Source organism: Pedobacter africanus, assembly GCF_040548825.1.
Taxonomy (GTDB): domain Bacteria; phylum Bacteroidota; class Bacteroidia; order Sphingobacteriales; family Sphingobacteriaceae; genus Pedobacter; species Pedobacter africanus_A.
The window spans coordinates 1,975,148-1,997,978 of the sequence record NZ_JBEPSL010000001.1 but is presented as its reverse complement, the minus strand read 5'-3'; the positions used below and the strand labels follow the sequence as shown (position 1 = coordinate 1,997,978).

Genomic DNA, 22,831 nt, shown 5'->3' with positions numbered 1-22,831 from the left:
TATTATTTACTGATGCGCTTCATCGCCTCTTCAAATCTCGACAGGTCGCCGCAAAGACTGATCCTGATGTACCTGTTGCCCTGGCTGCCGAATATACCTCCGGGGGTCAGGAAAACATTCGATCCATAAAGAACCTCATCGCTAAGGGCGTAGGCATCGGCATAGTGTGCCGGTATTTTTGCCCATACAAAAAGGCCTACCTGATCTGATGCATAGCTGCAGCCCAATATATCAAGAATATGGTATACTTTGGTTCTGCGTTCGGCATAAATGCTGTTGATGTGTTTGTACCAGTCACTACCCAGCCCCAGTGCTTTTACTGCTGCCAGCTGCATCGGCATAAACATACCGGAATCCATATTGCTTTTAAACCTGAGTACTTCTTCAATCCGTTCTTTAGCTGCACAAAGCATTCCTATGCGCCAACCGGCCATGTTGTGCGATTTGCTCAGGGAGTTCAGCTCCAGTACTACCTCTTTGGCACCGGGCAACTCCATCAAACTCAGGGGACGGTCATTCAGGATAAAACTATAGGGGTTATCGTGTACCAGCAGGATCTGGTGTTGTTTGGCAAAGCCGATCAGTTTTTCGAATAAACCAGGGCCGGCTTGTCTGCCGGTAGGCATATGCGGGTAATTCACAAACATCAGTTTTACTTTACTCAGATCACTGGCCGAAAGGGCTTCCAGGTCTGGAGACCAGTTTAGCGCTTCGTGCAACTGATAGGGAACAGCTTTACCGCCCGCCAGTTTAACTGCGCTGGCATAGGTAGGGTAGCCCGGATCGGGGATCAGCGCTTCATCGCCTTCGTTCAGGTAGGTCATGCATATGTGCACTATACCTTCTTTTGAACCGATAAGCGGTAGTATTTCTGTATCCGGATTAAGGTCAACCCTGTACCATTGCCGGTACCAATCGGCAAAGGCCTGCCGCAATGCCGGAATACCTTTATAGCCCTGGTAGCCATGCACAGTTGGTTTTACAGCCTCTTCCTGCAGTGTCCTGATCACCTCAGGATGCGGTGGAAGGTCGGGACTGCCAATGCCCAGGTTAATGATGTTTTTTCCTTCTTTATTGAGGGAATCTATCTCCCTCAGTTTTTGGGAGAAGTAATACTCGCTAATACCCTCCAGTCTTTTTGCAATCATGATTAAACTTTGTTATCCCTCGGTATGATATTCGTAATTATCACGGAAATAATTTTCTAAATTTATAAAATATTGAACAATTAGATAGATTAATGTCAAATATTTTCTGTGTTTAGAATTTAACGGCATTCAGCCTGCTGTCAACCAGAATCCCATCCGTTATTTTAAGCTCAGATTTTAGGTTACGCTTTGCTTTTAATTTTAAGATAAACAGATCATTATCACCAGATAAGGTTTCCTTTTTGCCCAGATTTACGAAAGTAGGGTATAATGCCCTGGCGCCGTTTGTGTGCAACCTGTCATAGGTCAGGTTTTCCATCTGTTTCATGTTTAATGACTGTAAAGACACAAATTCATAATCCTGCTGGTTGTAAGGCAGGGCAAAACTTAGCGCATTTACAGAGCTAAGGCCAATTCCCTTCACTTTAACCTCAATAATTTCACCTTTATTGTAATTTTGCAGGGCAGTGCTTATTTCCAGTTTACCAGCTAGCCCATCGGTTTTATTGTTGCCTGTGCCTCCTTCAAGCTGAGTAGCCACCACCGAAATATCGTAGGCATCAATCAGGTTGTTTTTATTGATATCACCATTGCTGATATAACCTTCAAAATCGGCATCACCTTTTCTTAAACCAGTATAGTTGGTGTACGATGTGAGGTCATTTTTATCAATCATCCTGTCGTTATTGATGTCTCCCGGAAGATAGCTTTCTGTACCTGGTACTTTAAAAACGTACAACTCCCTGCCCGAACCAAAGCCTCCTACGGCACTGTCAATAGCAATTTTAACATATCGGGCAGATGGATGATTGCTGAAATTGAACACTTTAACCTTATCATTGGCCTGCCATTCGAAGTCGCCCGCCGCGGTCCAGTCTGTCTTGTTGTTGCTATAAGAAACCTTTCCTTTTTGCAGGGTACCGTTGCCTCTGCCGGTACGTGGCAGGTAATGGAATTTATCCAGCTGGCTGATGGCTTTCAGGTCTATAACCAGGTCAAAAGGAACAGATTTGGTACCCCATTTGGTGTGCCACAGGTTTCCTTCATCAAAGTCGAACAGTTTATCAATTTCTGACGATGACTGGTTTTGTGCTGTTGTTTCGGCAGTAATGCCCTGAATGGCAAATTCAAGCGGATTGGATTTTGTCGTAGCTTTAATTTCAGTCCATTCAGAATGTCCATCTTTATTTACCGCCCTCAATTTGAAAGTATATCCGGTTTCGGCAGCAAGCCCATCAAATAACAGGGCAGTATCCTTAATTGTAGTATAATGCATGCCATTGAAATCTATTTCGTAGAAATCTGCATGCTCAACCTTTTCCCAGCTGGGTTTCAAAGTATAGGCCTCGGTATTGTTGTCCGGAACGCGGGCATTCGTAGGGGCTGTCAGCTTTCCTGAAGAGTTACGCTGCCGGTCTGCCGGCTCATATTTGAAACCTGCTACGGCAAGGGTAACGCTATTTACGGTAATGTCCGTTGGGCCCAGTTTTACCAAAAGCTGAGGGTTTTTGGTGATGGCCACTTTTTCAAATTCACTACCTTTTGTTGCAAAGTTGTTTAAATCAGGCGCGGCATCGTAGAAATAGGTGTTTTCTTTCCTCAGGAATTCGGCCATTGATCTGGCTTCTGTAAGGTTAACTTTGGCTTTACCTATTTTAGCTGAAATGCTTGATGGTTTTGCTGTTAAGTTGATTTTAAAAGCTGTAGTTTTCTGTTTTACAAAGCCATTGAAGTTACCTTTAGCCGTATGTATGGTAATGGTTGCAAGGCTCTTTTGGTCAACTTCAGCGGTAATGAAGGTCGATACCCCTTTCCCAGAACGGTATTGCTCAGTTGTTCCGTCATCGTCGTATTCCGTGAATGCGCTTTTCCCTAAGGGATAGATTTCATAAGTACGGAGCTTTTTATTGATCCCGGTGACATTATTATTTGGGTTTGCCATTGGAATAATGGCACCTGCTTTCACAAAAACAGGTAGTTTCCACAGGGGTGCATCAAAGTTATTCAGGATGCAGTTGCCTTTATATTTTTCTCCGGTAAAGTAGTCGATCCAAACTCCTTCAGGTAAATAGATTCCATCACGGATGTCATTGCCTTTATCGTCTGCCTTGGTAGCCTGGTATATCGGTGCTACCAGAAAATAAGGACCATAGAGGAATTGGTATTGGGTTGCCGTACCCATGGTGTAGGTATTTGGGTAGTGGAGGAACATCGCTCTGATCATCGGTAAACCCGTAACCGCTTCTTTGGCAATGCTGTAGGCGTAGGGCATCAATTCCGATTTGAGTTTTAAATAGGTACGGTTAATAGAGGTTACAGGTTCGCCCAATGCCTGAGGATACTTTTCGTTACTTCCCCAGCCATCCATATTGAGCTGCATAGGGGTAAAGGTTTTCCACTGAAAATCCCTGGTATTGATGACCGGGTTTTTACCGCCAAAAATGCCGTCCATATCGGAGGTGATATTGGGCTGCCCGGATAAGCCGGAGCCTAAATAAGTTGGAATGTGGAAGCGTATGTATTCCCAAACGCCTCCGGTCTGGTCGCCAGACCATATACCTGCATACCTTTGTGTACCTGCCCAGCCGTCCAGTGAAATGATGAACGGCCTGCTGTTGTTTCCATACTGTGACATGATCTGGGCCACATCGCTTACACCGTTAAGCCCAAAAGAATAACCTGCGCCTACCCAGGCCACGTCGGTTTTCAATACCCTTACACCTGCATCCTTTACTTCTTTAATGATATCCCGTTGCAGGAGTGCACTGATGCCGGCTTTAGGGTGAAGATCGGACTGGGTCCATAAACCAATTTCAACCCCGTTTTTTCGGGCATAGTCGCCCAGGCTTTTAAGGTTCCCGATATTTCCATCCAGCGTTTCCGTTTGTCCGTATCCGGCTCCATAGCCATCGTTAGGCAGCAGCCAGCCAAAAGGCATGTCGTTCTTTTTATAGCGGTCTATCACTGCGCGGGCAGAGAACTGGTAATTGTTTTTCTCACCGTTTAAAGATTCCTTTATACCGCCGTTGTCTTTCTGGCTTTCCTGGTAACGTTTCCCGTCTTCAAATAAAATCCCTTTTTCATTTTCCTTCCAGAAATCCCTGTTGTAAGCGTTGAGGTGCCCCTGGTAAAAACCAAACTTAGGCAGCAGCACCGGGTTCCCGGTAAGCTGATAAAAGTCGTTCAGAAGTGCTTTTGCACCGTTGTTTATCATGATGAACACATCAAGGTAGGCTGTCTCATGTGACAGTTTAACCGTTCCTTTTTCTTTGGTCCCAAAATCGTACCTGCCTTTTTTAAAGGTATTCCATAAGATAGCATATCCGTTAGACGACCAGTAATAAGGAGTAGGCGAGGCTACACCACCATCTGTCCAGCTGTTCTGGTTTTCTATGGCAATAGCCTTTCCTTTATGAGAAAATCGGCCATTTTGCACACCACCGCCATAAAAATATTCCTGTGGGTTTTCTTTTAAGGTTAGCGCGACTGCTTTTGTGTCAAATTTAACCGGAGCAATACTCTCTATGGCAACAGTATGGCTAAGCGGATTAATTACTTTAAGCAGGGTGGTATTTTTGTCTATCTGAATATTAACCTTAGGTGTTGTTATGGTAATCAGACTGGCATCCTCCGACACGTTTAGTTTAGCAACAGGTTTTCTCGGATCAGCTACCAATATTTTTGCTTCGGGTTTTGCTTCCGGATCTCTCATGGCTCCGCCCGAATTGTCCTGAAACAATCTGAATATGTTATCACCATAAAAATCTACCAGCATTTTCTGCTTATTGGAAAGCAATACTTCAATTAGGGTCGGACTGATTTTCTTTGCACTGATTGCCTTCTGGCTTTCCGGTGTGGTATGTTGTGCTGCGGTTGTTTTTTGCTGAGCAATGCTGCTTGTGCCTGCCATTATTAAAGGAATCGCCAGCAATAGCGTAGCGGTACATTTTAGTTTAGGTCTAAAAAGTGGTTTCATGTTGATTGTGTTCTTCTGAGGTAAAGTTATACAATACAGAAAGGAAGCATTGTCGGAAAATTGTATAAATAGCGCGCAAACGTTTGCAAAGCCGGTCAGGAGCAGGAATAATCCATCTTGTTTGGCTAGATTTGCATTCCTGAAATTGAATAATGCTTAAACTTATACTCCATACCTATAAAACTTCCTTTAGCGGTTTAAGTCGCGAGACCTGGCTGCTGAGTATAGTAATGATGTTTAACCGCTGCGGAAGCATGGCGGTGCCTTTTATGGGGTTATATGTAACCCAGAGCCTGCACCGTTCTGAAGTAGATGCCGGGTTAATCATTACGCTGTTTGGTATAGGTTCCATTTTGGGTTCTGCAATGGGGGGGAAGCTGACAGATCTCATTGGTTTCAGGCCCGTACAGATCCTTTCATCCATAATCGGGGGAATTCTGTTTATCCTTTTTTCTACCATTACCCATTTTTCTACCCTTTGTGTTTTAACTGTGGTCATCAGTTTTTTTTCTGATGCTTTCAGGCCGGCAAACTTTACTGCTGTAGTTTCCTATGCAAAAGAAGGTACCACCACACGGTCCTATTCCTTAAACAGGCTGGCTACCAATATAGGCTGGTCTGTCGGGATTAGTATGGCCGGAATCATTGCCTCTATAAATTACAAATTGCTGTTTATTGTAGAGGGGGCGGTAAGTATTCTGGTTGGACTTTCCATTCTGTTCTTTTTGCCTAAAGTTCAGGGTTTCATTAAAAAGGCTAAAGACAACAGGACCAGGCAGTTTATTGCCAAGCCCTGGCAGGACATTTTCTATGTGAAGTTCATTCTGCTGACCACCATATTTATTACCTGTGCCTTTTTGATGTTCAGGGTTGTACCCGTCTTTTTTAAAGAACAATGGCATATAGATGAGTTTGCTATCGGAATTATTATGGGAATAAATGGGGCTGTCATTGCACTTTTCGAAATGATCATGATCAACAGGATCGAAAAAAGACGTTCGCCCATGTTCTTCATTATTATTGGTGCTGTTTTTTTTGCAAGTTCATACCTGTTGCTGAGCATCCCGCTTATTTTTCATATAGGTGTAGCTGTGCTGGTGATGATTGTTTTTACCGTAGGAGAGATGCTGGTGCTGCCTTTTATCAATACCGTGGTGGTTAGCAGGAGCAACGAGTATAACAGGGGATTGTATGCCGCAGGTTATACCTTAAGCTGGTCGGTTGCCCAGGTTGTTGGGCCGCTAACAGGCTTTTACATTGCCAGGCAACTGGGCTATAACTGGCTTTGGGCAGGAATTGCTTTTCTTTTGTTGCTGTGTGCCTACGGATTCAGGTTGCTGGATAAAAGACATTGATTAAATTTATAGCAGCAAATTATGTATGGATTTAACAAAAGACGCAATGAATACTGATATACAAGCTTATAATGATGCCCAGTCTGAGGTATATAAAGAAATCTGCAACAAATTGGCTGTAGCGATAAACCGAAACCTTACTGAAGCAGAAAGTAAAATATGGCATGCACATCCTGTTTGGTTTTTAGATGGAAATCCTACAGTAGGGTACAGTAAATTAAAAGCGGGTATCCGTTTGATGTTCTGGAGCGGGGCCGATTTTGATGAGGAGCAGCTTAAAATAAACACGGGTAAATTTAAAGATGCTTCCATAACCTACACCAATGCCGAAGAGGTTGATATAACCGATCTGAAGCGCTGGCTTGAAAAATCCAGGGCAATACAGTGGGATTACAAAAACCTCATCAAAAGAAAAGGTGCGCTGCTACGTTTGAAATAGCAGCAGGTCAGCATTAAAAAATTGCTTTTACGGCCTTTACGATTCCCACTGCAACCAGTCCTGCTATTAAACCCAGCAGGGTCTCTTTAATTATTGAGGGAACATTGGGCAGTAAATGGTGTAAAAAGTCGATGTTATGCGCAAATATACCACCAGCAACCAAAATCAAGGCTATTGTACCTACTACGGCAAGTATCCTGATGATGACAGGCAGTGATTTTACCAGCATATGGCCCATACCGGCTAATATGCCTTTGTCGCCCGAGCTCTTGATCAGTTTGTAGCCTGCATCATCCATTCGTACAATTATAGCAACTATACCATAAACACCAACTGTAGCAAGCAAGGCAACCACAGATACGGTGAGGATTTGCAGGCTCAGGCTTTCAGTAAGGACTGTTCCCAGGGCGATGATTACAATTTCAATAGACAAGATGAAATCAGTCATGATGGCCGATTTTACTTTTGCTTTTTCAGCATCCTTACCGTCCTGTTTAATTTCAGCCACTACCTCATGGCCCTCTTTCTGACGGTGAAAGAAGTATTCAATTATTTTTTCTACACCCTCATAAGCCAGGTAAACCCCTCCCAGGATCAGAATGACCTTAATGGCAATCGGGAAAAATGCATTTAGCAGCAGTGCAATCGGAACAATAATCAATTTATTGACGAAAGAACCTTTGGTAATTGCCCACAGTACAGGTAATTCCCTTGAAGAGAGGAAACCGGTTGCTTTCTCTGCGTTTACCGCTAAATCATCTCCTAAAATTCCCGCTGTTTTTTTTGTTGCAATTTTAGCTGTTACCGCAACATCATCCATTAAGGCAGCTATATCGTCTAAAATCGCAAAAATGCCTGAAGCCATATGTTATTTCTCTAATAAGGCCGCAAAATATCCTTTAAACCTGATATTGGGAAAAAAAGATGATAATTTATGATGTGCCGGGTTTGGTTTTTTTCTTTGAGGACCTTGCTTTCGGGTTAAAGGCCAGGCAAAGGTCTACCCAGTATTTTAGTTTGTTCTGGTTATCAAAGGCTGTATCTTCAACATAAACATAGTCTTTCATCACGCGGCCGTTGCTCATCATATTCCTGCAGTTGCCTTCTTCCAATACTGTTTCTACTTTTTCTGCACCAATGCGGCATAATAGTTCTGTACCTGAAACGCAGATGCACATTTTATCATCCACCATAAAACATATTCCGCTAAACATTTCCTTTTCCGTCACATCCTCACGGTTGGAGAGCAGGATGCGTACACGATCAGCTAGTTGTTCATTGTAGGCCATAGTTTTGAGTTAAGCTATGCTTCAAATGTAATAAATTTGAGCCGATGTGTAGCGTTTGCGTAATTTGTTACGTATAGCTATTAAACAAACCACTACTCGTATGATCAAACCACTAACTATTATTCTGGCCGTAACCGTTTTATTTTTTGTAAGCTGTAAAAAGAAAGAAGGGCCTACAGTTACTGAACTGGGAAATATGGCCGAAGCCAAGCTGAATGAAATTAAAATACTGAGTACAGGTATACCCTGCGCCCAGCTAAACGATGTTGCTGTCAAAGAAATTTCTGAGGGCTGTTCTGCATCTTATTATCTTGTTAAGCCGTCAGACCTGGACCGGTTTGAGCAGTTAAAAAAAGATTATTTTGATTTGCTGAGGAGACAAACCGATGCGATGGTAAAACAGGGGGTTATTATTGATCCCTGCTTTGAGTCTTACTGGATAGCTGAGCAGCCTATAAAAACAATCTGTAATTCCTCTGACCTGAAACTGATCACTTCCCAAAATATCAGTATTGAAGAGGCGAAACCACTTGCCGATCAGACTTACCAGGAAATAAAAACTATGATAGACGCGCAGACCTGTACTGGTGCAGCAGACTGGACTTATACCGTTTTAATTAAAGAAAGAATAGGAAACGTAGAATATGTACCCTATCTCAGGTCAAAGGACTATTCGGTACTTAAGAAAAAGATATCGCTTTATAACAGGTTAAGAGCGAGGATTATTACCGAGCAAGCGCCGGCTGATTATGTTCCGAACAAAACGCAGGTAGAAAAGATAGAATGTGTGAACGGCAAGCCTGTGATAAAACTGAAGAGTTAAATCAGGCTATATTGGAATAAGAAAGGGGCTGTATCATAGGTAAATGATGCAGCCCCTTTCTTATTCCTTAAGTTATTTAGTGGAAAACTGTAAGGTTAGGGAAATAGATCTTGGTAAAATCAGTAGTAACCCCATCTCCGCCATATTTGATTTTCTTAACCAGTTCGCCGGTCGAAGCATCATAGATCAGCAGGAAATTAACAGTTGATGCAGCGCCATAGCCTTGTATCCCGTTTACAACAATATAATCTTTGTTTTTATCATATCTGATAGCGCCATACACCATAAAGGAATTTTCCGCAATGGTAATAAAAGGCTGTGCCAGCGATGCGGCATTGCCATCTACATATTTGTAAATGGCTTTTCCTGAATGGTAAAAAACAGCATTTTCTTTTGTAGAAGCGGTAAGGCGGGTTGGCGCATCCAGGCCAAATGAACCAACACTTACTTTAAGGGCTACACCAGTTGTATCCAGGTTGTTGTCTATAGCAATAAGACGACTGCCGGTAGATGCCCATACTTTACCGTTAGGCGTTTGTGCAAATCCGCGGTTGATATTGGAGAAGCTTTTTACCAGTGAATAATTACCGGCATTCACAATTTGAGCGCCATTACTTTGCAGTAAATAAACATAATTGCCATTTTTCCACATGTCGCCGGTATTTACAGCTCCTACGGTGGTTAATTTGTTTTGTAAGGCAAGTGAGCCCAGATCTACCTGGTAAACACCATCGTTGGCACTTACCAGTCCGCGGTTACCATCTACCTGTATCAAGCTTCTCCAGTTGCTGGTTTCTGGTGCATAACGGGCTTCTTCTTTCAGGGTTAATGCATTCACTTTCACAATGGGGCCATTCATTTTACACATCAGGTAAATGCTGCCATTGATTACTGAAGCAAATTGCAGTGTACTTGTTTTAGCAGTATTGGATAATACTTTATCAGGGTTTTCTTTCTCATATGCCCTTATTGCTACGGTATCATCCCCATATCTGTAAAAATTAACAGCGCCAGAGTTTTTTCCCAATGATCCTTCACCAATGATGAAGAAACCGTTTTCATATGGGGCAACTTCCGGATCAACAGGGGTGGGGTTAGTGTTTTCCTTTTTACAGGCTTGTAGGGCGGCAGTTAAGAGGAGCGCGGCTGCAAAAAGTTGTTTAATGTTTAATTGTTTCATGTATTTATTTGTTGTTTGTTACAGTTTGCGCTGTCGGAAAATGGGCAAACGAACGGGCATGCAATAAATACAGTACAATAACGCCTCAATAGGTTACTATTCGTATCAATCGTATTCTCATTCCAGCTTCAATCCCCGAAAGCTATGAAATCATTGATGCTGAAGGCAGGTCTCCTGACTTGCGCCCGGTTTTCTGCCTTCCCATTACACCTTTTGTGGAACAGTGGCCAGATTAGAAAACCGTTTAAGCGCTTACAGTTGCGGGACAGTTACGGATTCTCACCGTATTCCCTTTTAATCCCGGGTGTAGATCCGGGAACCAAAAGCGTTGCAAAGGTAATAAAATAAGGGAGAACTAACCAGGGAATTGGTTTGGTTTGATGAAGGGTGGGGAATTGTGTGTATTTATTTCGCCATAAATAAATTATTGAAATCATTAAGTCCTTGAAAACAGCCTGTAAATGAAGATTTAAGAAATGGCATTTCTTCTGCATACAGGAAAGCAAACAAACCAAACATGAAATATCTATCAAACGCTTTCTCAAACGCTTTCTCAAAAGTTCTCTTAAACATTCTCGCATGCGTTTTCCTGCTGCAGTTGGGCAGCTGTGTCAAACAGGAGATGGAACCGGAATTACTTTCGCCGGAGTTGAGTGATTTCAGTATCGGAGCAAAAAGAATGGGAGAAGCGGCTTTTACACTGGTTAACCCAAAAAGTAAAAGCGACGGAAGTTTTATGTTTAAAACAAGCGATACCAGTGTAGTGAGTATAAAAGGTAACGTGGTTACGATCAGGAACAATGGCAATTGCACCATTACAGCAGTACAGCTGGCTACCACTACCTTTAAAAGAGACTCTATAAAGGCAACTTTTCAAATCAGTCAGAAGATTGGACCTGTAACCAGTGTTTTTACCTTGCCGGAAAAGAAAGTGGGGGACGCACCGTTTGAGATTGCAGGCCCGGTTACCAATAGCAATGGGGCGGTTTCCTACACCAGCAGTCATCCGGATGTTGCCAGTATAGTTGGAAAAACGGTGTATGTTAAATCTGCGGGAAAAACAGTGATCACCTGGTCTCAGGCCGAAAGCGGAACCTATCGGGCTTGTACGCTTAGTGCCGAACTGGTGGTTATTAATCCGCCTGTTATGGAAAATACGGTAACCGATATTGATGGCAATGTGTATAAAACCATTAAAATTGGTACGCAAACCTGGATGATGGAAAACCTCAAAGTTACCCGTTATAGAGATGGAACAGCCATAACGCTTACTACAAATGGGGCAGCCTGGAGTTCAAGTAGTTTTGCTGCCTATTGCAGTTATGAAAATAAAAAGGAAAATGCTGATATCTATGGCTATTTGTACAACTGGGAAGCTGCACATAACTCAAAAATAGCCCCGGCCGGCTGGCATGTTCCAAGTGATGCTGAATGGCAGGTATTGTACAATTACATCGGTGGGAGAAGAGAAGACGGTGCAAAAATCCAGCAGCCTGGCACTAACTACTGGATAAACAATAATATTGCTACTAACATTACTATGTTTACAGCTCTTCCTGGTGGTCAGCGAAATGAATCAGGCGTTTTCTCAAGTCTGGGATGGGATGGGATCTGGTGGACCTCAACAAGAACGGGAGGAGTACCGGCTATTTGTTATGACCTTTACGTAAAAGGATATCTTGAACGGCAGGAAGCATCTAAAAACTCAGGCTTCTCCATCCGTTGTGTTAAAGATTAACCACTATCTGTTATAGGGGACTTCATTGATCCAACGGAAGCCCCTTTCGGTAAGTTCAAATGATTTCTTTTTAAGAATCAGGGTAGCCGGTTTACCGAAAAAATCCCCTTTCAGTACTATCCTGTCGTGATCTGCCAGGGTATAATTTAAGGTATGACTTACATTAGGATCGTCGGTAAAGCTGATCTGAACAGATTTGGTAAGGGTATCCAGTTTATATTTATACCAGGCTTTTCGGCCATTTGCAGCATTGGCTAGTCCATAATTGCGTTCTTCAAAAGTAAGCTGTGTCCATTTGGGCTGTAAATCTGCGCTGTCGGCTTGTTTCTGATCTGCCCAGGTTACATCTTCAATATCAAAAATCCCGTTCATAGCATGGTGTTGAGTCGACTTGGCGCCAAACCATTCTAATTTTAAAGCGATAAATAAGGGCAGCACGGCATACAGCAGTATTATGGCATATTTTACAACCAGTTTTGAAATACGCATCCACCTGGTTTTAAACACAGGAGCCTTAAGGAAATTTAGCCCAACTGTTTCGCCCTTAAAAAAGAACCTGAACATTTGAATGATGTTTGGTGAAAGTATGGTGAGGCACATCAGCATTAAACCTGTACTTAGAATTTTTACAGGCACATCAAAGCAATAATTGATGGCCACAATGTTGGCTGTGGTCATGAGGCATAGAAAAGCACCGATGGTGGCTGTTCTCCTGAAAAACAACAGAAAACCCATCAACTCGGCCAAGCACATAAACCATTTATAGCCTTTTGAATAGCTGAGAAAGCTCCAGGCAAGGCCCATAGGCGATGAATCGCCATAGGTAGAAAACAGCCGGTAGGAACCGAGTGCAGGAAATTGCCCGTCGTTAAGTTTGGCAAGGCCGTAAGATACCAGCATAAGGCCTACATAAAACCTGAGCACCGTTATAAGCCAATAAAAAAGCTGGTCATAGCTTTTCCTTTTGTAATCCAATGCCGACCAGATCAGTGTTCCTACGACCGAGCAGATGAATATGCAAAGGAGCAGTACATAATGGTAGGTAGTATCGCCACTGCCGTTAATGGTGGTGCTTACCGGCCCTGAAACGTTTAAAAACTGAGCAGCAACCCAGGGGATAAATTTATGTAGTACAGGTGTTGTAAATTGTTGAATGTAATAAAGAAAGGGAAAAGCACCGTTAAAGCAGTAGACAAAAAGCACCCAAAACAGGAAAGCAAACCTTATGGAAATCAGTGCTGCAGTTTTTGTAATATTCATTTATGAAAAGGTTAATCAATTAAAGATATCATAAATTGATTGATGTGTCTTTTCATTTAACATAATTTAGCTTTTCACCTGCAATCATTAAAAACGTTATTCTCTCTTGTAAGTTGTTTCTACACCGTCAGCAGCAATAATACCGATGAAAATAGTAAGCTTATTGCCTGATAAGTTGATATAGTACTCATCCTCAGAGGGGCTAAATCTGATCCTGGCATTGGCTTTACTGGCATTAATGGCTGCGTCGGCTTTCTCAATGGTAAAGGTTCCGCTCTCGGTAATTTCTCCTTTCTCATAACGGGTATAGGTTTGTCCTTCAAATTTATACTTATTGCCATTGCCCTTTTTAAAATTCGGATCAAGACCTGCTATTTGTCCTCCGGCTAAATGTCTTAATTCCCAGGTGCCCTGTATGCCGTCTTTGCTGACTACCTTTTTGCAGCTTAAAGCAGTGAATAAAAGCAATACCATTAGCGTTAAATTCAGAATCCTTTTCATACTTTGTTTGAGTTTATACCTAAAACGAGCTGGAACGCGAAAATGCTACAGAAGATAGGGCAGGTAAAAGAAAGTACATTGCCGGGCAGGGAAGCCAGGAGTTTTAAAAATCAGTAAATTCATTTCAATTATGTTGAAAATAGCCCCTCTAGCTTATCGGGGGCTTGAAATCTTTGTACATTGAGGTTATGAAATATATTATATAGATGAAAAAACAGCTATACTTATTTGCAATCCTGTTTGTTGCTTTTGCAGCAAAGGGCTATTCCCAGGCCAAAACTGATGTGGTTTGGAAAGAAGTGGAGGGCGTTTCGATGCCCGTGCCGCCCAAGGTACACCCACGGTTATACATTCGTGATCAGCAAGTACCTGATCTGAAAAACAGAATGAACGACCCTGAACTGAAGAAAGTCTGGGCCGATATGATTAAGATGCAGGAAGACTGGAAACCAGAGGACATTCCTGAGGTTAAAGACTTTCGCTTTTACTTTAACCAGAAAGGACTTACTGTAAGGGTTGAACTTATGGCGCTCAATTACCTGATGACCAAGGATCCTAAGATAGGTCGTGAGGCCATCACCTCTATTATCGATACCCTTGAGATCGCAACTTTTAAGGAAGCAGGTGATATATCCAGAGGTATCGGCCTGTTTATGGTAACAGGTGCTATTGTATACGACTGGTGTTACGATCAGTTGAAACCCGAAGAGAAAACACGTTTTGTAAAAGCCTTTGTAAGGCTGGCCAAAATGCTCGAATGCGGCTATCCCCCTGTAAAAGACAAATCTATTGTAGGCCATGCTTCGGAGTGGATGATCATGCGCGACCTGCTCTCGGTGGGGATTGCCATTTATGATGAATTTCCAGAGATGTATAACCTGGCAGCAGGCCGCTTTTTCAAAGAACACCTGGTGGCCCGAAACTGGTTTTATCCATCGCATAACTATCATCAGGGTATGTCGTACCTGAATGTAAGGTTTACCAACGACCTTTTTGCGCTCTGGATATTAGACCGTATGGGCGCCGGCAATGTATTTCATCCCGGACAGCAGTTTGTGCTTTACGATATGATTTACAAACGCCGTCCTGATGGACAGATCATGGCAGGCGGCGATGTGGATTATTCCCGTAAGAAACCCAAATACTATTCTTTACCAACTTTTCTGGCAGGCAGCTATTACAAAGATGAGTACCTGAATTACGAATTCCTGAAAGATCCTAATGTTGAACCGCATTGTAAGCTATTTGAATTCTTATGGCGCGATACCAAACTCGGGGCGCGTAAGCCCGATGATCTGCCGCTATCCAGGTACTCTGGTTCTCCATTTGGCTGGATGGTTGCCCGTACAGGCTGGGGGCCAGAAAGTGTAATTGCGGAAATGAAGATCAATGAATATACATTCCTGAACCACCAGCACCATGATGCCGGAGCTTTCCAGATCTATTATAAAGGTCCGCTGGCTATTGACGCAGGATCGTATACAGGTTCTGCAGGCGGATATAATAGCGCGCACAACAAGAACTTTTTTAAACGGACCATCGCCCACAACAGCTTATTGGTTTACGATCCAAAAGAGGTTTTTAATATTCATGGATACGGCGGAAAAGACCAGACAAACTTTGCTGCCAATGATGGCGGACAACGCTTACCCGGAAAGGGCTGGACTGCCCCGCGCGACCTTAAAGAAATGCTGGCAGGCGATTTCAAGACCGGTAAGATCCTTGCACAGGGATTTGGCCCTGATAGCCAGGCGCCTGATTATACTTACCTGAAGGGCGACATTACTGAAGCCTATTCAGCTAAAGTGAAGGCCGTAAAACGCTCTTTTATGTTTCTGAACCTTAAAGATGCTAAAGTTCCTGCGGCTATGATCGTTTTTGACAAGGTGGTATCTTCAAATCCTGATTTCAAAAAGTTCTGGTTATTACACAGTATTGAGCAGCCAGAGATCAAAGGCAATCAGATTACCATAAAACGTACAAAGAACGGGGACAGTGGGATGCTGGTGAACACCGCCTTACTGCCGGATGCAGCGAATGCCGATATCCAGTCTGTAGGAGGCAAGGGCAAAGACTTCTGGGTATTTGGAACGAATTATACCAACGATCCAAAACCAGGTACCGACGAAGCGCTGGAGCGCGGCGAATGGAGGGTTGAAATCAGTCCTAAAAAAGCTGCTCCCGAAGACTACTACCTGAATGTAATGCAAATTGCTGACAACACCCAGCAAAAGCTACATGAGGTCAAACGCATTGATGGCGACAAGGTAGTGGGGGTACAGCTGGCAGACAGGGTAGTTACTTTTAGCCGTACTTCTGAAACCCTGGATCGTGGTTTTACTTTTTCTGTTACCGGAAAAGGGACATTCCAGTTTGTAATTACTGATCTTTTGCCGGGCACCTGGCAGATCCTGAAAGATGGTAAGGTATTTAAGCCTGCGCTTTCTGCCAAAGCTGATGATGGGGCCCTTTATTTTACAGGCACCGAAGGAAGCTATCGCTTCTTAAGATAAACCCTGCGGATTATAAAGGATATATAAAAATAAAGGCATCTACCCCAGGGTAGATGCCTTTCTCAATTTATGAAGGAAATCTAATTAAGCGATTTTAACATTAATTGCATTCAAGCCTTTTTTACCTTGCTCGATGTCATAGCTTACAGTGTCATTCTCACGAATGTTATCTAATAAGCCAGAAGAATGAACAAAGATTTCGCTATCGCCATTAGTTGGCACGATAAATCCAAAACCTTTTGTTTCATTGAAAAATTTTACTGTTCCTTGTTGCATTGTATTTTATTTAATTATATACAAAGGTAACAAAAATATTGGTAATCAAAATTTTATTTTTTAAATAAATTGATAGTAAAATATTATTTTATTGATGTAATTGTTTTTGTAAAATTATTTTGTCTGTTTGGATCGATTAAAACCGCATTACATCGGTATCCGGTGGCACATGCCCCAGCAGGCGGCTCATGGTCATCATTTGTCCTTTGTGATGAAATTCATGGGTAATCACATGTGTAAAGATGCCATAAGCATCGGTTTCAATGTACTTATCTGCCCATTTATAGCCTTTAACAGCACTGCCAGGATCTTCTGCAAATTTGCTGATGAACTGCTCCATCACCTGGTTTACCTCTTCAAACATCAGCTGTAGTTGTTCCAGTGTACCAAAATCGCTTTCTTCATAATAAGGCTTTTGCATGGATAAAGCGAAATTACCGGCCCAGGCAACATAGGTATTGGCTACGTGCACCAGCATATAAACAATGTTTTTATCGTTAAATGTATCAACATTTTTCAGGATGTCCTGTTTTACCTCATCCCTGAGGTACCGGAACACTACCGCCCGCGATTCTTTTATGTGCTGATATTGAAGTGTGAGCAAGTTGATCATAGGTTAAATATAGGAAAAAGGAGGCTTTCTTAACCGAAATCAAGCAATTTGTATAAAACAATCTGTTATTTTGCAGCCCATTAGTTAAAACAATACTATGAAGCCAGCAGGCAGCGATGAGCAACATTTGATGAAAGCAGCAGTAAGATATCGGTACTGTAGCCCGGATCAGTTGAAGGTTACGGCTATACCAGTACCGGTACCGGCTAATGATGAGATTCTGGTTAAGATAAAAGCGACTACTGTAAACCGTTCAGATTGCGGTGTACTCAGTGGTAAGCCCTGGATGATCAGATGCTTTATTGGGTTGTTTAAGCCCCTGCGGCCTGTTACAGGAACCGATTTTGCAGGTATAATAGTGGAAAAGGGCACAGGAGTGCGCAACTTTAACATTGGCGATAGCGTGTACGGTTTTTTTGATGAAGGCTTAAATTCCCATGCCGAATATGTAGCGGTACCTGTTCAAAAAGCCCTGCTTAAAAAGCCAGGCCATATAAGTTACGAACAGGCTGCAGCAAGCTTGGAGGGCGCTCATTATGCATTTTATTTCCTGGATCCGCTAAAGGTTAAGGCTGGTGATAAAGTATTGATCAACGGTGGCACCGGCGCTATTGGCAATGCGGCGTTGCAATTTTTAAAACATTTTAAGGTGCAGGTTACCATAACCTGCGAAACCGCTTATACAGCCATACTCAAGTCTCAGGGCGCAGATCGGGTCATTGATTATCAGAATGAAGATTTTACCAGGCTCAATGAGCAGTTCGACTACATTTTTGATGCTGTTGGAAAAAGTACTTTTGCGCAATGTAAGCCACTGCTCAAGCCAAAAGGCATTTATGTCTCATCCGAGCTGGGCCCCAACTGGCAAAACCCGCTGCTGGCTTTGTTAGCTCCGTTTATGCCAGGTAAAAAAGTAAAATTCCCACTTCCTCATTCCATACACAGGAGCATGCAGTTTATTGACGGACTGATTCAAAAAGGAGAATTTACTCCTTTAATAGACAGGCGGTATAGTCTTGACGAAATTGCCAATGCCTATAGCTATGTCATGAGCGGACAGAAAAAAGGAAACGTGATACTTACTTTCGATTGAGTTGCCGCAATTGCGCTTATTCATCATCTAAGGTTAAGAGATATTTCAGATTTCTTTTAACTTTAGTGGATATTTATAATGATGAGCCGCAACCATAACCCTTTACTGCCCAATATGCCCGAACCAGATGCTGAGGTTTTGGAGATCATGAAATCTCTTGTAAGTTCAGATTATAATACACCGGAAGAAAAGGACTTCTTTGCCGCAAATATTGCTGTTAAGCGGGTAAAAAAAGGAATGTTTTTGTTGAAAGAGGGCGAGGCCATTAAAGCATCATACCATTTGTTTAAAGGTTGTGTCAGAGAATACTATTATAAAGATGGCGAGGAAAAGACAGTTGCATTTTATACCGCTGGCGAAAGTTTAACTGATGGTGGGAATAACTTGAATAGGGTACCCAGCATCGTAAACTGGGAATGTGTTTGTGAATGTATTGTTTCGGTCTTTCCATTTGAAGTGGAATACGAAATGTACAAGCGTTTTCCAAGACTGGAGTCTATGTGCAGGGTTGAAGTGGAAAAGCAGTATTCAAACTATAAATCAGCTGTAAATCAATTTCTATCTTCAAGCCCCATGGAGCGTTATGAACATCTGATCAGGACCCGGCCAGAGCTTTTTCAATTGGTACCGCTTTACCATATTGCAAGTTACCTGGGCATTAAACCAGAATCTTTAAGCAGGATAAGGGGCAGGATGCGTTCATCTGCAGCCACAAAGTAAGCTGTTCATTTCCTAACCGAAGTCAAGGAGTCCGGGCTTTCCCGATTTTATTTTTGTACCCAGATCATATCAACGTATAAAAATTAAAAATCTAATTATGAAAAAGCTAGCCCTTGCATTTATTGCGGTCCTTACAGTTTTAGTTTCCTGTAAAAAAGATGAAAAGAAAAACCCTGAGCCTTCATCGCGGACCCTCCGCTACGAGATTACCGGGAATTTTACCGGTTCACTTGTTGCTTCCTATACCACTGCCTCGGGTGGTACATCTAATGATCAGGTAACCTTACCGTGGAATAAGGAAATCAATTATGCCCAGAGTGTAACTGCAGCTATCCTGGCTGTGTCCGGAAGCGGGGGTACTGCCGGACAAAAAGTTACCGTAGTGATCAAGAGAGGTGGAGTTCAGGTAGGCGAGACTATAGAGGCCACTGCCGGTAGTGCAGGCAGTTTTACAAAAGCTGCTGCACCTATTGTCTTTTAATTTTTTTCGCTTCAAAGGGCTATGCGTTAATCATAGCCCTTAAAAATGCATAAATTAGCCGCTTATGCATAAAGACCCCTGTATTTTTAATTGGAGCGGCGGCAAAGACAGCACTTTGGCCTTACACTATGCGCTGCGCAGCAATCGTTTTGATATACGCTATTTGCTCACTACTGTTAACGATGCTTACAACCGCGTAAGCATGCATGGGGTAAGGGAAAGCCTGTTGATTGAGCAGGCCGAAAGTCTCGGAATCCCATTGTATCAGATCAGGCTGCCGGAATCACCCGATATGGCTACTTATGAGCAGCAAATGAATGAACACCTCACATTTTTAAAGTCTGAGGGCATTACCCATTCCTTATTTGGCGATTTGTTTTTGGAGGATTTGAAGACTTACCGGGAAAAGAAGCTTGCAGAAGTAGGTTTAAAGGCCGAATTTCCGATATGGAAACGAGACACAACGGAAGTTATAAAGGAGTTTATCACTTTAGGCTATAAAACTGTGGTGGTCTGTGCAAAGGAAGGCCTGGAAGATTTCTGCGGAAGAATAATAGATGAAGGTTTTATTGCCGATCTGCCGCCGGATATAGATCCTTGTGGTGAAAATGGCGAGTTTCATACTTTTACATTTGAAGGTCCGTTATTTAAAAAAACTATTGATTTTACCTTAGGAGAGAAGGTTTTCAGAACCTATCCATCTCCTGAAGGCGATAAACCCAGTGGGTACTGGTATATGGATCTTATTGGATAAAGGAACTAAATTCTTAAATTGTAACCCTCAAACACAAAAATGGAAAAGAAAGAGCTAGCTACGGAACCGGTATTGGACAAGGGACCGTTTTACCATGGAACAAAAGCTGATTTAAAGATCGGAGATTTACTAACCGCAGGATATAAGTCAAACTATCACCCTGAGGTAGTGATGAACCACATTTATTTTACAGCTTTAAAGAACGGGGCGGGGCTTGCTGCTGAACTGGCCAAAGGAGAAGGAGAGGGGCGCGTATATATAGTGGAGCCGATGGGAAGTTTTGAAAATGACCCAAATGTTACCGATAAAAAATTCCCGGGTAATCCAACCCGCTCTTTTCGGAGTGCAGCACCATTAAAAATTGTTGGCGAGGTAACCGATTGGGAAAGATTAACACCAGAGCAGCTCCGGGAATGGCGCGAAAAACTGTCTAAATTAAGGCAGAACCCTGATGCAAAGATTATCAACTGATCCAGTAGGCAAACCCTTATACTTTCCCTGCTTTCCAAATCCGGTAGGCTTCAGGAAGGCAATGTCCGCAGGGGCGATAGCCATGGCTGATCGCCTCCCCAATGTCTTTGAAAAAAACGCGGTTTTCTATTTTCATTCGTTTACCGGAACTGCAGTTTAGCCGCCCGTAAATCTTAGCTTTTTTATAACCTCCAAGGGTAATTTCACCAGATCGGATCAGACTGTTTAGTTTTCTTTTGATATCGTCGGTTGTTTCGCCAAGGTGTAGGTGATGGTACATGCTTTATTACTAAACGGTTTTAGAATGCCGAAAATTATACACAGTTTTGGAGGAAACAAAGTGTAATCTGAAAAAACCAGATGGATAGCTATGAGTCGTTAACAGATCAGGAGTTGCTTGTATTGTTGAAACAGCGGGATGAGCTCGCTTTTGCTGAAGTGTACAGCAGGCACTGGGATATACTTTTTCAGCATGCACGTAAAGTATTGCGCGATACCGATGAGGCAAAAGACCTTATTCAGGATTTGTTTATATCGTTTTGGGCCAAATCAGATAACCTGGATATCAGGACCAACCTTAAGGGGTATTTTTATCGTGCCGCACGCAACAGGATCTTAAATCTTATACGCCATAAAAAAGTAAATCATGATTTTATTGAATTGATTGCTGCACAGATGGACGACAGTGACGATACGATTTTAGACGGCATCAACGAGCGCGACCTGGTGAAACTCATAGATGAGGAAATTGCCAAATTACCGCCTAAAATGAAGCGCGCATTTGAAATGAGCAGAAAAGATTTCATGAGCAATAAGGAGATCGCAGCACAGCTTGGCATTTCAGAAGATGCAGTTAAGCAGCAGATATCACGTTCCATGAAGCTGCTCAAATCCAGGCTGGGTAAATATCCGGGCCTGTCTATTGTTTTGATTACTTTGATGCACCAGCAAATTTAGTTTAAAAAAAATGTCACCAGCGCTTTTGAGAAGTGTCTTGCATATAACAGGATAACTATGGATACTTCAAAAGATAAGGCGGAAAGACTAATAGATGCTTACCTTTCTGGCAGAGCAAGCGAGCGGGAGCGCAATGCACTTGAGCATAAATATGCAGGGGCTTTATTGCAAAGCGAATACATTGATGATCTGGAACCAGAAGAAATTAATGCGCTACGCAGAGAAGGCTTCCTGAAGGCTATTGCTGCTATCCGTGAAACCGATCAAAAGCCCGCAACCAGGAAATTATGGCCCCGTATTGCTGTAGCGGCCGCTGTATTTACCGCAATTACTTTAAGCATATGGCTATATACCTTTTACAATTCGGTTCCCGGCGGGCAAGCTGAACGTGGGCAGGGGTATAGGTATACAAATGACATTGCGCCTGGAAAACACACAGCCACCCTTACAACTGCAAACGGCCTTACAGTTCAGCTTAGTGACAGTAGAACAGCAGTCATTATGAAAGAAGGAAAGGCCTTCTACAATGACGGCAGCCCTGTTCAGCAAGTTCCGGCCAGCTTTGGTAAAACCCTGAAAATTAGTACACCTCGTGGTGGTACCTACCAGGTTACGTTATCTGATGGTACGCGTGTATGGCTTAATGCTGCTTCCAGCCTAACCTATCAGACCAATCCGGATGCCGGGGGGCGGCGCAGTGTACAACTTGAAGGAGAAGCTTATTTCGAAGTAGCCAAAGATAAAACCAGACCTTTTATCGTAAATAGCCGCAACCAGCAGGTACGGGTGCTTGGAACGCACTTTAATATAAACAGCTATGAAAATGAGGCCGAAACCCGGACCAGTTTGCTGGAAGGCAGTGTGGTAGTAACTGCCGAAGGCAAGCGTTATCAACTCAAACCCGGGCAGCAGGCTGTAGTTTCAACAGACAACGTAGAGATCGGCGTTTTTGATACTGAAACAGCCCTTGCCTGGAAAAACGACATGTTCATACTCAACAATCAGAACCTGGAAAGTATCCTGAGGCAAGTAGAGCGATGGTACAACGTAGACGTCGAATACCGCGATCAGGCACTTAAAAAGCAAACCTTTGATGGTGCCGTATCCAGGTTCCAGAATATTTCGCAACTGCTTGAAGTATTGGAATCTACCGGTGCTGTTCATTTTAAACTTGAAGGAAGGAGGTTAACTGTGACCAGATAGCACAACAACAACAACAAATGAACATATAACCGGAAGTGCGC

At 42.8% G+C, this 22,831-nt stretch carries 23 protein-coding genes and 1 riboswitch; of the genes, 12 read left to right on the top strand and 11 right to left on the bottom strand.

What is annotated here, in order from left to right; genetic code table 11:
- Positions 1–2: 2 nt before the first annotated feature.
- Together ABIE26_RS08260 and ABIE26_RS08255 are read right to left on the bottom strand one after the other, a co-directional pair.
- On the bottom strand, positions 3–1,148 hold the full coding sequence (locus tag ABIE26_RS08260) for a pyridoxal phosphate-dependent aminotransferase (RefSeq protein ID WP_310138063.1): 1,146 nt from the start codon (positions 1,146–1,148) through the stop codon (positions 3–5).
- 112 nt (positions 1,149–1,260) lie between these two features.
- Entirely contained in the window at positions 1,261–5,124 is a 3,864-nt protein-coding gene (locus ABIE26_RS08255) for a TIM-barrel domain-containing protein (protein WP_310138065.1), read from the bottom strand.
- A gap of 152 nt (positions 5,125–5,276) precedes the next feature.
- Here ABIE26_RS08255 and ABIE26_RS08250 point away from each other — a divergent pair, with 152 nt between their 5' ends.
- Complete coding sequence (locus ABIE26_RS08250) at positions 5,277–6,479, top strand: MFS transporter (protein WP_310138066.1); 1,203 nt, start codon at positions 5,277–5,279, stop codon at positions 6,477–6,479.
- A gap of 46 nt (positions 6,480–6,525) precedes the next feature.
- Positions 6,526–6,918: a DUF1801 domain-containing protein gene (locus ABIE26_RS08245; RefSeq protein WP_310138069.1), complete on the top strand. Its 393-nt coding sequence runs from the start codon at positions 6,526–6,528 to the stop codon at positions 6,916–6,918.
- A 13-nt stretch (positions 6,919–6,931) separates the two neighbouring features.
- Here ABIE26_RS08245 and ABIE26_RS08240 read toward each other — a convergent pair whose 3' ends face one another.
- Both ABIE26_RS08240 and ABIE26_RS08235 read right to left on the bottom strand, forming a co-directional pair.
- On the bottom strand, positions 6,932–7,783 hold the full coding sequence (locus ABIE26_RS08240; RefSeq protein ID WP_310138070.1) for a DUF808 domain-containing protein: 852 nt from the start codon (positions 7,781–7,783) through the stop codon (positions 6,932–6,934).
- A 67-nt stretch (positions 7,784–7,850) separates the two neighbouring features.
- A complete protein-coding gene (locus tag ABIE26_RS08235) occupies positions 7,851–8,207 on the bottom strand; it encodes a TfoX/Sxy family protein (RefSeq protein ID WP_310138073.1) in 357 nt (118 codons plus the stop codon).
- A 100-nt stretch (positions 8,208–8,307) separates the two neighbouring features.
- Between ABIE26_RS08235 and ABIE26_RS08230 the strand changes: the two genes are divergently transcribed.
- Entirely contained in the window at positions 8,308–9,030 is a 723-nt protein-coding gene (locus tag ABIE26_RS08230; protein ID WP_310138075.1) for a hypothetical protein, read from the top strand.
- A gap of 76 nt (positions 9,031–9,106) precedes the next feature.
- Here ABIE26_RS08230 and ABIE26_RS08225 read toward each other — a convergent pair whose 3' ends face one another.
- Both ABIE26_RS08225 and ABIE26_RS08220 read right to left on the bottom strand, forming a co-directional pair.
- The gene (locus ABIE26_RS08225; RefSeq protein WP_310138079.1) at positions 9,107–10,210 is read right to left on the bottom strand and encodes a DUF5074 domain-containing protein; all 1,104 of its coding nucleotides are present in this window, start codon (positions 10,208–10,210) and stop codon (positions 9,107–9,109) included.
- 147 nt (positions 10,211–10,357) lie between these two features.
- A riboswitch (cobalamin riboswitch) is annotated at positions 10,358–10,549 on the bottom strand.
- A gap of 66 nt (positions 10,550–10,615) precedes the next feature.
- The gene (locus ABIE26_RS08220; RefSeq protein ID WP_354375367.1) at positions 10,616–10,783 is read right to left on the bottom strand and encodes a hypothetical protein; all 168 of its coding nucleotides are present in this window, start codon (positions 10,781–10,783) and stop codon (positions 10,616–10,618) included.
- Positions 10,784–10,832: 49 nt separating this feature from the next.
- Here ABIE26_RS08220 and ABIE26_RS08215 point away from each other — a divergent pair, with 49 nt between their 5' ends.
- A complete protein-coding gene (locus ABIE26_RS08215; protein WP_310138080.1) occupies positions 10,833–11,948 on the top strand; it encodes a fibrobacter succinogenes major paralogous domain-containing protein in 1,116 nt (371 codons plus the stop codon).
- 3 nt (positions 11,949–11,951) lie between these two features.
- Here the strand turns inward: ABIE26_RS08215 and ABIE26_RS08210 are convergent, their stop codons facing one another.
- On the bottom strand, positions 11,952–13,208 hold the full coding sequence (locus tag ABIE26_RS08210; protein WP_310138082.1) for a hypothetical protein: 1,257 nt from the start codon (positions 13,206–13,208) through the stop codon (positions 11,952–11,954).
- A gap of 96 nt (positions 13,209–13,304) precedes the next feature.
- Complete coding sequence (locus ABIE26_RS08205) at positions 13,305–13,709, bottom strand: lipocalin family protein (RefSeq protein ID WP_310138084.1); 405 nt, start codon at positions 13,707–13,709, stop codon at positions 13,305–13,307.
- 206 nt (positions 13,710–13,915) lie between these two features.
- On the opposite strand from ABIE26_RS08205, the gene hepB reads away from it, so the two are divergent.
- Positions 13,916–16,222, top strand: coding sequence for a heparin/heparin-sulfate lyase HepB (hepB, locus tag ABIE26_RS08200; RefSeq protein WP_310138086.1), 2,307 nt, complete (start codon positions 13,916–13,918; stop codon positions 16,220–16,222).
- A gap of 84 nt (positions 16,223–16,306) precedes the next feature.
- On the opposite strand, the gene ABIE26_RS08195 is transcribed toward hepB, so the two are convergent.
- Positions 16,307–16,498 carry a cold-shock protein gene (locus ABIE26_RS08195; protein ID WP_310138088.1) on the bottom strand — a complete coding sequence of 64 codons (192 nt, stop codon included), beginning with the start codon at positions 16,496–16,498 and terminating at the stop codon, positions 16,307–16,309.
- A gap of 136 nt (positions 16,499–16,634) precedes the next feature.
- A complete protein-coding gene (locus ABIE26_RS08190; protein WP_310138089.1) occupies positions 16,635–17,111 on the bottom strand; it encodes a DinB family protein in 477 nt (158 codons plus the stop codon).
- A 97-nt stretch (positions 17,112–17,208) separates the two neighbouring features.
- On the opposite strand from ABIE26_RS08190, the gene ABIE26_RS08185 reads away from it, so the two are divergent.
- The 5 genes from ABIE26_RS08185 (at position 17,209) to arr (ending at position 20,630) form a co-directional block, all read left to right on the top strand.
- Positions 17,209–18,204 carry an NAD(P)-dependent alcohol dehydrogenase gene (locus ABIE26_RS08185; protein ID WP_310138092.1) on the top strand — a complete coding sequence of 332 codons (996 nt, stop codon included), beginning with the start codon at positions 17,209–17,211 and terminating at the stop codon, positions 18,202–18,204.
- Between the two features lie 114 nt (positions 18,205–18,318).
- Positions 18,319–18,924, top strand: coding sequence for a Crp/Fnr family transcriptional regulator (locus ABIE26_RS08180; protein ID WP_310138095.1), 606 nt, complete (start codon positions 18,319–18,321; stop codon positions 18,922–18,924).
- 97 nt (positions 18,925–19,021) lie between these two features.
- Entirely contained in the window at positions 19,022–19,405 is a 384-nt protein-coding gene (locus ABIE26_RS08175; RefSeq protein WP_310138097.1) for a hypothetical protein, read from the top strand.
- 64 nt (positions 19,406–19,469) lie between these two features.
- Positions 19,470–20,159 (top strand): diphthine--ammonia ligase, encoded by a 690-nt coding sequence (locus tag ABIE26_RS08170; RefSeq protein WP_310138099.1) that lies wholly within the window; start codon positions 19,470–19,472, stop codon positions 20,157–20,159.
- 39 nt (positions 20,160–20,198) lie between these two features.
- Positions 20,199–20,630 carry an NAD(+)--rifampin ADP-ribosyltransferase gene (arr, locus tag ABIE26_RS08165; RefSeq protein ID WP_310138102.1) on the top strand — a complete coding sequence of 144 codons (432 nt, stop codon included), beginning with the start codon at positions 20,199–20,201 and terminating at the stop codon, positions 20,628–20,630.
- 16 nt (positions 20,631–20,646) lie between these two features.
- Here arr and ABIE26_RS08160 read toward each other — a convergent pair whose 3' ends face one another.
- A complete protein-coding gene (locus ABIE26_RS08160) occupies positions 20,647–20,910 on the bottom strand; it encodes an Ada metal-binding domain-containing protein (RefSeq protein ID WP_310138105.1) in 264 nt (87 codons plus the stop codon).
- Between the two features lie 80 nt (positions 20,911–20,990).
- On the opposite strand from ABIE26_RS08160, the gene ABIE26_RS08155 reads away from it, so the two are divergent.
- The gene (locus ABIE26_RS08155) at positions 20,991–21,587 is read left to right on the top strand and encodes an RNA polymerase sigma factor (protein WP_310138106.1); all 597 of its coding nucleotides are present in this window, start codon (positions 20,991–20,993) and stop codon (positions 21,585–21,587) included.
- 57 nt (positions 21,588–21,644) lie between these two features.
- The gene (locus ABIE26_RS08150; protein WP_310138107.1) at positions 21,645–22,790 is read left to right on the top strand and encodes a FecR domain-containing protein; all 1,146 of its coding nucleotides are present in this window, start codon (positions 21,645–21,647) and stop codon (positions 22,788–22,790) included.
- Positions 22,791–22,831: the final 41 nt, after the last annotated feature.

Excerpts from the sequence above, each read along its gene's own strand:
- ABIE26_RS08260 (WP_310138063.1), bottom strand. The coding sequence starts at position 1,148 with ATGATTGCAAAAAGACTGGAGGGTATTAGCGAGTATTACTTCTCCCAA.
- ABIE26_RS08255 (WP_310138065.1), bottom strand. The coding sequence starts at position 5,124 with ATGAAACCACTTTTTAGACCTAAACTAAAATGTACCGCTACGCTATTG.
- ABIE26_RS08250 (WP_310138066.1), top strand. The coding sequence starts at position 5,277 with ATGCTTAAACTTATACTCCATACCTATAAAACTTCCTTTAGCGGTTTA.
- ABIE26_RS08245 (WP_310138069.1), top strand. The coding sequence starts at position 6,526 with ATGAATACTGATATACAAGCTTATAATGATGCCCAGTCTGAGGTATAT.
- ABIE26_RS08240 (WP_310138070.1), bottom strand. The coding sequence starts at position 7,783 with ATGGCTTCAGGCATTTTTGCGATTTTAGACGATATAGCTGCCTTAATG.
- ABIE26_RS08235 (WP_310138073.1), bottom strand. The coding sequence starts at position 8,207 with ATGGCCTACAATGAACAACTAGCTGATCGTGTACGCATCCTGCTCTCC.
- ABIE26_RS08230 (WP_310138075.1), top strand. The coding sequence starts at position 8,308 with ATGATCAAACCACTAACTATTATTCTGGCCGTAACCGTTTTATTTTTT.
- ABIE26_RS08225 (WP_310138079.1), bottom strand. The coding sequence starts at position 10,210 with ATGAAACAATTAAACATTAAACAACTTTTTGCAGCCGCGCTCCTCTTA.
- ABIE26_RS08220 (WP_354375367.1), bottom strand. The coding sequence starts at position 10,783 with ATGTTTAAGAGAACTTTTGAGAAAGCGTTTGAGAAAGCGTTTGATAGA.
- ABIE26_RS08215 (WP_310138080.1), top strand. The coding sequence starts at position 10,833 with ATGGAACCGGAATTACTTTCGCCGGAGTTGAGTGATTTCAGTATCGGA.
- ABIE26_RS08210 (WP_310138082.1), bottom strand. The coding sequence starts at position 13,208 with ATGAATATTACAAAAACTGCAGCACTGATTTCCATAAGGTTTGCTTTC.
- ABIE26_RS08205 (WP_310138084.1), bottom strand. The coding sequence starts at position 13,709 with ATGAAAAGGATTCTGAATTTAACGCTAATGGTATTGCTTTTATTCACT.
- hepB (WP_310138086.1), top strand. The coding sequence starts at position 13,916 with ATGAAAAAACAGCTATACTTATTTGCAATCCTGTTTGTTGCTTTTGCA.
- ABIE26_RS08195 (WP_310138088.1), bottom strand. The coding sequence starts at position 16,498 with ATGCAACAAGGAACAGTAAAATTTTTCAATGAAACAAAAGGTTTTGGA.
- ABIE26_RS08190 (WP_310138089.1), bottom strand. The coding sequence starts at position 17,111 with ATGATCAACTTGCTCACACTTCAATATCAGCACATAAAAGAATCGCGG.
- ABIE26_RS08185 (WP_310138092.1), top strand. The coding sequence starts at position 17,209 with ATGAAGCCAGCAGGCAGCGATGAGCAACATTTGATGAAAGCAGCAGTA.
- ABIE26_RS08180 (WP_310138095.1), top strand. The coding sequence starts at position 18,319 with ATGCCCGAACCAGATGCTGAGGTTTTGGAGATCATGAAATCTCTTGTA.
- ABIE26_RS08175 (WP_310138097.1), top strand. The coding sequence starts at position 19,022 with ATGAAAAAGCTAGCCCTTGCATTTATTGCGGTCCTTACAGTTTTAGTT.
- ABIE26_RS08170 (WP_310138099.1), top strand. The coding sequence starts at position 19,470 with ATGCATAAAGACCCCTGTATTTTTAATTGGAGCGGCGGCAAAGACAGC.
- arr (WP_310138102.1), top strand. The coding sequence starts at position 20,199 with ATGGAAAAGAAAGAGCTAGCTACGGAACCGGTATTGGACAAGGGACCG.
- ABIE26_RS08160 (WP_310138105.1), bottom strand. The coding sequence starts at position 20,910 with ATGTACCATCACCTACACCTTGGCGAAACAACCGACGATATCAAAAGA.
- ABIE26_RS08155 (WP_310138106.1), top strand. The coding sequence starts at position 20,991 with ATGGATAGCTATGAGTCGTTAACAGATCAGGAGTTGCTTGTATTGTTG.
- ABIE26_RS08150 (WP_310138107.1), top strand. The coding sequence starts at position 21,645 with ATGGATACTTCAAAAGATAAGGCGGAAAGACTAATAGATGCTTACCTT.